Annotated in this window: 6 protein-coding genes and 1 pseudogene; 5 read left to right on the forward strand and 2 right to left on the reverse strand. The window is 56.9% G+C overall.

Going from position 1 to position 11,089, the window contains the following annotated elements; all coding sequences use genetic code 11:
* Positions 1–181, reverse strand: a pseudogene (locus RMSM_RS18355) (ZIP family metal transporter); the annotation flags it as partial.
* Between the two features lie 328 nt (positions 182–509).
* On the opposite strand from RMSM_RS18355, the gene RMSM_RS18365 reads away from it, so the two are divergent.
* Entirely contained in the window at positions 510–2,618 is a 2,109-nt protein-coding gene (locus tag RMSM_RS18365) for a vWA domain-containing protein (protein ID WP_008699533.1), read from the forward strand.
* 250 nt (positions 2,619–2,868) lie between these two features.
* Here RMSM_RS18365 and RMSM_RS37105 read toward each other — a convergent pair whose 3' ends face one another.
* The gene (locus RMSM_RS37105) at positions 2,869–3,813 is read right to left on the reverse strand and encodes an alpha/beta hydrolase (protein ID WP_008699535.1); all 945 of its coding nucleotides are present in this window, start codon (positions 3,811–3,813) and stop codon (positions 2,869–2,871) included.
* A 281-nt stretch (positions 3,814–4,094) separates the two neighbouring features.
* Here RMSM_RS37105 and RMSM_RS18375 point away from each other — a divergent pair, with 281 nt between their 5' ends.
* From RMSM_RS18375 to RMSM_RS18390, 4 genes are all read left to right on the forward strand, one after another.
* Entirely contained in the window at positions 4,095–5,318 is a 1,224-nt protein-coding gene (locus RMSM_RS18375) for a bifunctional 3,4-dihydroxy-2-butanone-4-phosphate synthase/GTP cyclohydrolase II (protein ID WP_008699537.1), read from the forward strand.
* A gap of 77 nt (positions 5,319–5,395) precedes the next feature.
* Positions 5,396–6,253 (forward strand): prephenate dehydrogenase, encoded by an 858-nt coding sequence (locus tag RMSM_RS18380; protein WP_008699539.1) that lies wholly within the window; start codon positions 5,396–5,398, stop codon positions 6,251–6,253.
* A 216-nt stretch (positions 6,254–6,469) separates the two neighbouring features.
* Complete coding sequence (purL, locus tag RMSM_RS18385; protein WP_008699543.1) at positions 6,470–9,415, forward strand: phosphoribosylformylglycinamidine synthase subunit PurL; 2,946 nt, start codon at positions 6,470–6,472, stop codon at positions 9,413–9,415.
* A gap of 180 nt (positions 9,416–9,595) precedes the next feature.
* Entirely contained in the window at positions 9,596–10,624 is a 1,029-nt protein-coding gene (locus tag RMSM_RS18390; RefSeq protein WP_008699545.1) for an ATP-binding protein, read from the forward strand.
* Positions 10,625–11,089: the final 465 nt, after the last annotated feature.

Consider the following 11,089-nt stretch of genomic DNA (forward strand, 5'->3'; position numbering starts at 1 on the left):
TCAAGTGAAATGCATGAGGCAGCATGTGAAGCATCGCAATCCCCAGCATCAAGCCGGCCACAAAACTCATCAACAGCTGAGTTCGCAGGTGTGTCATCCGCATCAACGCCGGCAGCCATCCTCCCGTGACGGATCCGGCAATGATCAAAATGCAGTAAACCGCCAGTAAAGAGCCTGTCATGAATCGTGAGTTTGCCGTCGAAATTTGCACATTGAGAGGAAGGAGTGCCACAAAGGGTACGCTTTTGCACTGGACCCGCAAGTCGCGGTTCCCCTGAGTTCATCCTAAATTTTTTAGCCGAAATACTCCGAATCGAGACCGAAGACGGGTATCCTTAACGTTACGGCGGATCACGATTCTCGCTGCTGGCGATGCAAAAACGGGATTGCCTGATTCCCTCTGGCGGGGCGAGACGTCATGGTAGACTGGGGTAAAACGCCCGTGAGGGTGGATTGGGGCAGGATTTCCGAACGTGGTTTTTTGAAACACGAACGCGCGAGGTAGCAAGTTGAATTCGCCCCAAACGCAATCGAGCCGATTGGCTGAATCGAAGTCATCGCTGAACTTATCGTCGTCTTCGCCGGCATCGACTCCACCGGCATCGACAACCGTCTTTAGGCGATTGAAACCCTGGTTCTTGTCGATCGTGCTGCACACGTTGTTTCTGTTGGCGTTGGGATTGTGGGTCATTGACAGCCTGGCCGGCGACGCAGGGCATCGAATCTGGGCTACCTATGCCGGTAACGATTCTGCGATGGCTGATTTCACCGTGGCATCTGTTAGTTCGTACGATCCAACGTCATCCGCACCGACGACCGCCTCCGCCGTGCTCGAGCAACCCGTGACAACGCAGTTGGACACGTCGGCGGATCCATCGCCGCTTGATGCCCTCGATTCGTTCGATCCTCCGTCGGCTGCCTTGGCGTCGATGGATCTGTTTGAACGAAGTGACGTGTGGGGCGCAGAGCTCGGTGGTGGGAAAGCAATGAAATCGTTGTCCGATCTGACTCGAGCTGCCTCAGGAGCCGACAAGTTGGTCGCTGCGGCGGGGATCGGCGAAGCGGGCGAAGTTGTGACCGGCGCGATCCGTAGCGAACTTGAACAAGACAATACCTTGGTCGTGTGGCTATTTGACGCATCAGCAAGCTTGACACTGAAACGAAACCAAATGGCGGTGCATGCGGAATCGTTCTACAAGTCGATCGAGGCGTTCAATACAAAGCGGCGAGACCGAGACGCGGACGCAAGCACGTTGTATAGCAGCGTGATCGCGTTCGGGCAAAATTGGCGAGAAATCTTGCGGCCCACTCACGTCGGGGCACGCGCGATTTCAGCGATGACCAAAGTCCCGATCGATACCACCGGTGACGAAAACGTGATGTCGGCGGTCACGCAAGCGGTTCAGCTGTACCGCGAGCAACGCAAACGCAAAGAACGCATCTTGATTGTCATCCTGACAGACGAATCCGGAGACGATACGTTGCGGCTCGAACCGACGATCGAGTATTGCCGCAGCGCTGGCGTCGCCGTGCACGTGATCGGTCCCAATGCGGTGATGGGGTGCGAACAGGGATCGCAACTGTGTCACATCCCTAGCGGTGGACGCGAGTACGCGTTTTGGTTGCCAGTCAAGAAAGGTCCCGAAACGTCGCTGCCCGAACGCTTCCTCGTTCCCTACTGGCACGATTCAGCATTGCCAATGTGGCAACAATCCGGTGCCCGCGTGGCGGCGAACACGCCTTGGTACGGAGGCCCATATCGTGAACGATTGCACTCGGGGTTCGGCCCCTTTGCACTGACGCGGTTGGCACTGCAAACCGGTGGCTCGTTCACGATGCTGGACGAAAACGGATCTCGTAGTGTCGAGCAATGGAGCAACCGCAACGAATATCTGCCCGACTATGACTCGGTCGATCAGTATGTGCGTTCGCTGCATCAGTATCCGGTGCGAAAGTTTGTGGTCGATGCCGCAACGATCAGTTATCAACACGCAGATCTGTTTGTGCCACCACGGATGACATTTCTAGGCGAGCGATCACCCGTCTATCCTTACCCGATCCTGCATCCATATTTTGTGCCGTCAAAATTTCGCGATCAGCTGTCACGCGTTTTGCGAATTGAACGCGCTCGCATCGAAAAAGCGAGCGAGGTGTTACAGTCATTTGTGGTGCGGTTAGAGGACACGTCGGTGCCGTGGCACGAAGAAACGCTACCGCGGTGGCAAGCTTCGTTCGATTTGACCAAGGGACGCGTGTACGCCATGCAAGCACGTTGCCTTGAATACTTGGCGGCGACCGAGGGCCTCGTGCAGTCGCTGTCACCCCAAGTCAACGAGATCACGTTGCTGCCCGATGCATCGCTGAGGTCGTCCGAATCAAGGTATCTAGTTGATACGGCGATCCATTCACTCGACAAGTGCATCGAAGAGCATACCGGCACGCCATGGGCCTCTCTGGCGCAGTGGGAACTGGACACGCCGGTTGGATTGCGAGTCGCTCCGGCGGTCATCCCTCCACCACCTCCAGCGCCACCGAGACCGCCACGCGGTCCAAGCTTCTCAACGAAAATGCCGTCTGGATCGTCATCTGGGTCGTCGTTTTCGTTTCCCCGTCTGTAGAAAACGCTCGGCAATAACTTCGCCGTTTCAAATGTTCTCGCAAAGGACACGAGTCGTACGCTGACGCTTTGGAGGTAGTGGACGAGGTCACGAGTCCCCACGACCTAATGGTGTGGACTCGCGACCTAGTGGCCGGGACTCGTGACCTCGTCCACTACGGTGGTAACCAATTTTTAGCGACGAACTTATTGCTGAACCGTGCCTTGGCTGTGCCCGTTCTTTAGCCGCAAAGACGGCAGCGTTGCTGGGGTTATTGCAGCGAGAGCGTCTTATCGAAAAATTCGATCATCGCCTGGCTGGTTCGAGGATTCAAAAACGTGATCAGATGGCCTTGCCCTTTGATCGTCGTCAAATCACAAGAGATTCCCGCCGCTTTGGCTTGCTCGGCAAACAGCAAGCTGTTTTGGATGGGAACAATCGAATCGGCTTCTCCATGGATCAGATGGACGGGCGGATCCTGGGCAGACACATGCGCCGTCGGCGATGCGGCTTCGTAGACACTGGGTTTTTCACGGCGAGATCCGCCTAGAAAGTACGCCAATCCGGTATTCTCGGGCGGAAGATTTCGAAAGTCACACGGAGGGCCACCCACGCAAACCGCTTGGATCGCCGGCAACTTCTGCCAACGCTCGTCATCGGCGGTCCACTCGCTCGACGCCAACTGGGTTTCCATCGGTTCGTCGCTCAGCACGGAAACAAGAAGCGACAAATGGCCGCCGGCGGAATAGCCAAACAGTCCGATACGGCGGAGGTCAAGTGAAAAACGCGCCGCATTCTCTTGGGCCCAGACCAGTGCATCGCGAACATCATCAACTTGCGACGGAAACTTGTAACGCGGAGCCAAGCGGTAGTTAATGTTGATCGTGGCGTAGCCATGTTCGGCCAAAAAGCGCGCGTAGCCTTCGATCGTCCATTTATCGCCACTCATCCAAGCACCGCCGTGCACGATCACCACGGTGGGGAATCCGCCCGCAGGCGGTTCCACGCTGCCAGGAATCATGACGTCGCAACGCCCCGTAGAATCGTCACGCTGGCTGTATTGCTGGTTCGTAAACGTTCGCGGTGCAGCGGTCTCGGTCGCCGCAGTCGATTCGCCTTGTTTGGTAGTGCGTTCGACCGTTTGCTCGGCTGTCTTCGTCGGGGGGGCCGCGGTGAGCGGGCTGGAAGCGGCCACCGCAACGGCGGCGGCGCACACCAAGCCGATTCTTGCAGAGGCGTTCCCCGCTACAGGCCGAACGGGTACAGGCCGAACGAGTACAGGCCGAACGAGCTTCCCGGTCACCCGGCGACCGAATGTCGCAAAATCGTCAAAATGGTGCATCAATAACCCTACAAACGCCGAATGCATTCGAATCCTCATGGTCGCGAAAATTCCGTCCCCGTGCGAAATTGGGGCGGTGGGAGCTTTACGCCGACAAACGTATAATACGTTCCCTGTCGACCCTGTTTAGTCGTCTTACTCGTACAAAGTTCAATATGGCCATCGAGCTAAACACCGTTCCCGAAGCGGTAGAAGCCATTCGCCGAGGCGAAGTCGTGATCGTCGTGGATGCCGAAGATCGCGAAAATGAAGGCGATTTTATCTGTGCTGCTGAAAAAGCGACGCCCGAAACCGTTAATTTCATGCTCTCCGGCCGCGGCCAATTGTGCGTTTCGGTATTGCCCGAAGTCTGTAAGCGGTTGGAACTTGCGCCGATTGTCGCGTTGAACGATGCCCCGCTGAAAACGGCGTTCATGACCCCCGTCGATATCCGCACCGCGAAAACGGGGATCACCGCTCGCGAAAAAAGCGAAACAATCCTTCGCATGACCGCCGACGATTGCACCGCCAATGAATTTGTTCGGCCTGGACACGTTTATCCGCTGTTGGCCAAAGAGGGAGGCGTGCTTCGCCGTGCCGGACATACCGAAGCGTCGGTCGATCTAGCCCGCATGGCTGGTTTGCATCCCGCCGGCGTACTCTGCGAAGTCCTCGATGAAACCGGCGACCGCGCCTCGCGTGATTCGCTCTCAGCGATCGCTCAGAAACACAATCTGAAAATCATCAGTATCGAACAACTGATCGCCCACCGGCGGGTCAGCGAAAAACTGATCAGCCGAGCGGCCGAAGCCGAATTGCCGACGAAATACGGTAACTTCAAAATCATCGTCTACTCGGTCCAGTACGAAGACCAGCAGCCGATTGCATTGGTCTATGGCGATTTGAACGACGACCAAGCAGATGCCGCTGTGCCGCCGTTGGTGCGAATGCATAGCAGTTGCTTTACGGGCGACTTGATTGCATCGCTGCGTTGCGATTGCGGCGATCAGTTGCATATGGCTTTGGAAACGATCAGCAAAGAAGGCCGCGGCACGTTGGTTTATCTGCCGCAAGAAGGACGCGGGATCGGTTTGGCTCAGAAGATTCGGGCTTACGCGTTGCAAGACAATGGACTCGACACGGTCGAAGCCAACCACGCGCTCGGTTTCAAAGCCGACATGCGTGATTATGGAATCGGATTGCAAATCTTGAAGGACCTGGGACTCAGCGAAGTTCGGTTGTTGACCAACAACCCGAAAAAGACCGAGGCGTTCAACCTGCGTGGTTTCGATCTGCGTGTGGTCGATCAGGTCCCGATCGTGTCGGCGGTGAACGAGCACAACCAAAAGTATCTCAGCACCAAACGCGAAAAACTCGGTCACAAACTGCCGAATTTGTAAGGCGGAAGGCGTTGTGACGCCCATGCTCCTTCTCCCTGCTACTTTGATCTGACACGACGACGCTGAAGCTTCCCAGAATGAAAGACTCCCCTTCGGAATTTAGGCCCGCTCGTGTCGCGATTCTGGGCGTGGGCCTGCTTGGCGGCAGCGTGGCTCGCGCGATCCGGCAATCGGTTCCCTCGGTTCATGTCGTCGGCATCGTTCGCTGTGCCGACAAAGGCCAACAGTGGGTCGATTCGGGAGTCGTCGATGCGGTCACCGAATCCATCGAACAGGCGTGCGGTAACGTCGACGTCGTGGTGATTGCAACGCCCGTGGACACGGTCGCCGAAAAGGTAATTGCGGTTGCCAAAGCATCAAACCCCGATTGCTTGATCACCGATGTCGGTAGCACTAAGCGAACGATCGTCAAAGCGGTCAGCCAGTGTCCCGAAGCGGTTGCCAAATTTGTCGCAGCTCATCCGATCGCCGGGAGCGAGAAAACGGGCGCCGAACATGCCACAGCGGATTTGTTTGTCGGCAAAGTGGTCGTGTTGACTCCTAGTGAACAAACGCCAGCGGACTTGCTCGAGCGGGCGGAGCAATTTTGGCGGTTGACTGGCGGGCGGATCGTCACGCTCAGCCCCCAGGATCACGATACCCACTTGGCATCGGTAAGCCACGTGCCGCATTTGGCTTCCTCGGCGGTGGCCAAATTGGTCTGTGAGCAATCGGCGGATCTGGTGGGCAGCGGATGGACCGATATCACTCGCGTTGCCGCAGGCGATCCCGCAATGTGGTTGGCGATTTGTCAAGAAAATCGGACGGCGATCGAAGAGCAACTTCGCCGCTTGGCAGGCTCGATCGAAGAGGTCCGACAATGGATGCACTCCCGCGACGACGAGAGCCTGTTGCGATGGCTAAAAGAGGCGAAAACGATTCGAGATTCGTTTTGAGTCGGCCTGGTCACCCTGAAAAACTCGCACTCAGAGAACATGGCTTCCTTGATTTCCGGCAATACCGAGCCCTCTGGGGCTATGGAATTTAGCGCCGTTGGCGTAAAAAACGGGGGCGTCGACAATTCGCAGGCGTCCACGGCGACAACGATCCGACCGCTGCCCCATCAGCGAATACACTTCACTTCGAAATTTTGAAATACTGGAAACGCAACCATGCCGCTTTGGCAAATTGATATTTATCCGGCCGAAGGTCAAGTCGATCGTGAAGCCGAGCGAACCCAAGAAGAAATTCACGAGCTTGGGCTGCATGACAATTTAGAAGTCGACTGTGCCCGCAGCTTCCTGATCCAAGGCGATTTCGCTCATGACCAAGCGGTCCAGCTCGCCAATACGCTGCTTGTCGATGCGGTCACGGAACGATCGGTCGTCGCGATCGCCGGCCAAGACGTGCTGAACGAACCGCCCGGTGATAGTTTGACGCTCGTCAACGTGCTGCCCAAACCGGGCGTGATGGACCCGGTGGCCGCCAGTACGATTGCCGCGGCCAAGGACATCGGCTTCAACGTCGATGCCGTGCGGACGCTACGCAAGTTCTGGATCAGCGACGTCGAGGAACCGGTACTTGATGCCATTTGCCGCCGCGCCCTGTCGAACGACTCGGTCGAACAGGTCGTCGTCGGCCCGCTGGAAATGGACCAATTGGATGTCGGTTCGGCAGGCCAATTCGAACTGAAAACGATTCCGATTCGCAAACTCAGCGATCCGGAACTCGAAACGCTTTCCAAAGAAGGCCAGTTGTATCTGACGCTGGTCGAGATGCAAACGATTCGCGATCACTTTGAATCGATCGGTCGTGACCCGACCGACATCGAACTCGAAACGGTCGCGCAAACGTGGTCCGAGCACTGTAGCCACAAAACGCTGGCCGGTCGGATCCACTATCGCGGCCCCGGTGCCGACGGGACTCCCGAAGCGGACGAGCGTCAGTACGAAAACATGCTCAAAGAAACGATCTTTGCCGCCACGCAAACGATTCGTAAAACACTCGGCGATGACGATTGGTGCGTCAGCGTGTTCAAGGACAACGCCGGCGTCGTCACGTTTGACGACAAGTACCATGTTTGTTTCAAAGTTGAAACGCACAACCATCCGTCTGCACTGGAGCCCTACGGCGGTGCGAACACGGGACTCGGCGGTGTGATCCGTGACCCGATGGGCACCGGGATGGGAGCCAAGCCGGTTTGCAATACCGATGTGTTCTGCTTTGCTCCGCCCGATACCGATCCGACCGGATTGCCACCAGGCGTGCTGCATCCGCGGCGAGTGATGAAAGGCGTTGTCTCGGGCGTTCGTGACTACGGCAATCGGATGGGGATCCCGACCGTCAACGGTGCGGTCTATTTTGATCGTCGTTATCTCGGTAACCCGTTGGTGTACTGCGGCAACGTCGGCATCATTCCCGTCGGCATGGAAGAGAAAGAGGTCCAGCCTGATGATTTGATTGTCGCCATCGGTGGACGTACCGGCCGCGACGGTATTCACGGCGCCACGTTCAGTTCGGCGGAATTGACCAGCGAATCGGAATCGCTTTCCGGCGGTGCGGTGCAAATTGGCAACGCGATCACCGAAAAGATGGTGCTCGATGTATTGATGCAGGCACGTGATCGTGGGTTGTACAACGCCGTGACCGATTGTGGTGCGGGCGGTTTTTCGAGTGCCGTGGGCGAGATGGGCGAAAAGCTCGGCGCCGAAGTTTGGCTCGAAAAGGCGCCGCTGAAATACGAAGGTCTCAGCTATACCGAAATCTGGATCTCCGAAGCTCAAGAACGCATGGTCCTTTCGGTCCCGCAAGACTCGTGGGATGAACTTCGCGAACTTTGTGAAAGCGAAGGAGTCGAGGCGGCGATCCTCGGCCGTTTTGCCCCGACCGGTCGTTTGCAACTGACTTATCACGGCAACGTCGTTGGCGATGTGTCGATGGAATTTTTGCACGACGGACGACCGCCGATCATTCGCGACGCCGTCTATCATCCGGCACCGACGACAGCGGCCGAGTTGCCGTCGCTGGATGATGCAGGTCACCGCGACGTGCTATTGAAGATCATGGGCAGCCTGAACGTCGCCAGCAAGCACTGGATCATCCGCCAATACGATCACGAAGTCCAAGCGGGCAGCGTGGTCAAACCGTTGGTCGGCCCGATGTGCGATGGCCCCAGCGATGCGGCGGTAGTCAAACCGCGACTCGAAAGTCGTCGTGGGTTGGTGATCTCGTGTGGCATGAATCCTCATTACGGTGATTTTGACACCTATCACATGGCGACCTCGGCGATCGATGAAGCAATGCGAAACGCGGTGGCGGTCGGTGCCGATCCGGCCAAGATCGCGATCCTTGATAACTTCTGCTGGGGATACACCGATCGCTCCGAAACACTTGGTTCGCTGGTTCGGGCCGCAATCGCCTGCCAAGACATGGCGGTCACGCTGGGCACTCCGTTTGTCAGCGGCAAAGACAGCTTGAATAACGAGTTCAGCTACAACGACTCCGACGGAAATCGTCAAACCATCGCGATTCCGCCTAGCTTGTTGATCAGTGCGATGGGGCAAATTGACGATGTCGCCAAAGCGATCACGATGGATGCCAAAGCGGCCGGCAATGCCGTCTTCTTGGTCGGTGAAACCAAATCGGAACTTGGTGGGTCTCACTTGCTGCTGGCACTCGATTCAAGTGGCGGTCAAGTGCCGACGGTGGACGCGGTGCAAGCCAAGAACACTTTTGCCGCGGTGCATCAAGCGATCGGCGGACGGATGATCCGTGCCTGTCACGACTTGAGCGAAGGCGGTTTGGCGGTCGCCGCGACCGAAATGGCGATGGCGGGCGGGTTGGGCATGAGCCTGAATATCGACGCGATCTGCAAGAAATCGGGATTGTCGGCGACCGAGGTGATGTTCAGCGAATCGAACACCCGCTTCCTGTGCGAAGTGCCGAGCGACCAAGCCGACGCATTTGCCGAGCTGTTCGCGAAATCCGCGGTTTCGGCGACACGGCTAGGTACAATGGACGATTCCGGTAAATTGGAAATCATGACCGATGCCGGATCAGTGCTAAGCGTAACGCTGACCGACGCCAAGGCCGCTTGGCTCAAGCCACTGAACTGGTAAGCAGGTAGGAAGGAGTCTTTCGGTGTATGTTAGCCGTTTTGGCGCTAGCCACGGTTCCCATGTTCAACCGGGGCTATCGACCCTAACGGCTAATTGGATTTTAGCCAACGATTCCTGTCTACCAGCTTAGTCTCGCATTCCTGTCAAAATCCCCGCCGCATTGCAAACGACGAAGCCACAATGATTTCAGCGATCGAAAGAGCCGCATACACCGTTGTTGTCTCGCGAGGCCAATCGCGGAACCCGCAAAAGCGGGCGATCGAACAACAACTTGCCGACGCTGCCGCGAAAATCGACGGCGTCGACGTGTTGGTCGTTCCGCACCTATACGATTTGCCCAAAACGAGCGAGTCGTATCAGCAGTTGTCGCAGATCGAAGGCGATTTGATCGTCTTCTCGTGGATCTATTCCCGCGCTGCCCACTGGGTCTTGGATCGTAACGGCGTCCGTGGCCAATTGGTGGAAACGGAATTGGGCGAGTCGAATGCGGATGAGTCGGATGACGAAGTCGATGAGGCTGTCAACGGACAAGCAAGTGATGCGGAGGACGAGGACGACGGAGTCGACCGAGTCGCAACGTTGTACCCACGGCCGGATCGCAAGATCCACTGCATCGATTTGAAACTGGCGGGAGATGCGGATCCGTTTCTCAACGAATTGAAACGGATTGTTGGTCAACCGACCGAGGACAAATCGTCGGCAAACAGTTTGCCGATCATTGGCGGCAAGTTGGTGGAGGTCGAAGAACAGACATCGCGGCGTTGGTACCCGGTGATCGACTTCAGCCGCTGCACGAACTGTATGGAGTGTGTCGATTTTTGTTTATTCGGCGTGTATGGCGTCGATGCGGCCGAGACGATTTTGGTGGAACAGCCCGACAATTGTCGCAAAGGATGTCCTGCGTGCAGCCGTGTCTGTCCCGAAAACGCGATCATCTTCCCCCAGCACAAAGCACCCGCGATCGCCGGTGCGGAGGTCGAAGGGGACGAAGGCTTCAAAATTGACTTGTCGCAATTGTTTGGGGCTCCGGCGGGTAGCGACGATCCGATCGCCACCGCAGCCCGCGAGCGTGACGAGCAATTATTGTTAGCCGGCCGCGACACCGTCGGCATCGACGATCAACTACTGAAGCGTCAACAGCAGCACGCTGCCAAACCCAAAGACCAACTCGACCGCCTGATCGATTCTTTGGACGACTTCGATCTGTAGCGGTCGGCCGTCGCAACAACACGTTTCACTCGCCCAAAAAAGTGGAGAGGGTCGGCATCTGTGAGATTTCCAAGGAGGGCCATGTGGCGCCGGGTTTGGCAAGATGCCATCAGTTGTGTCTTACGGCGTTCATAGCATTGCCCGACCCGCTTGAGGTTCGTGTTGTTGTCATCACCATCCCCCGAGGTTGCGCTGCGCGACCTCGGGCTGTGTTGTCCGACCGCGTTGCGGTCAATAAGTGACCGCCAAATTTCCCCCCCCCGACGCCAAAGGCGTTTAACAACAAAGCCCAGGGGCGCGAAGCGCACCCAGGGTTCGCTGACGCCGGTTTGATTTCAGCCACGAAGTGGCGATAGGTTGTAGCCATGGACGTGAGCCCACAGAGCAATTCATGCGCATGATCATCCTTCCGTTGAGCTTGTCTCGGCGGAGGGAACAACTGGCAGCTACCGAGCGAACGCAAGG

The organism is Rhodopirellula maiorica SM1, from assembly GCF_000346295.1.
Lineage (GTDB): Bacteria > Planctomycetota > Planctomycetia > Pirellulales > Pirellulaceae > Novipirellula > Novipirellula maiorica.

Bases quoted from the DNA above. Each gene is read 5' to 3' on its own strand.
- purL (WP_008699543.1), top strand. From the start codon at position 6,470: ATGCCGCTTTGGCAAATTGATATTTATCCGGCCGAAGGTCAAGTCGAT.
- RMSM_RS18380 (WP_008699539.1), top strand. From the start codon at position 5,396: ATGAAAGACTCCCCTTCGGAATTTAGGCCCGCTCGTGTCGCGATTCTG.
- RMSM_RS18375 (WP_008699537.1), top strand. From the start codon at position 4,095: ATGGCCATCGAGCTAAACACCGTTCCCGAAGCGGTAGAAGCCATTCGC.
- RMSM_RS18390 (WP_008699545.1), top strand. From the start codon at position 9,596: ATGATTTCAGCGATCGAAAGAGCCGCATACACCGTTGTTGTCTCGCGA.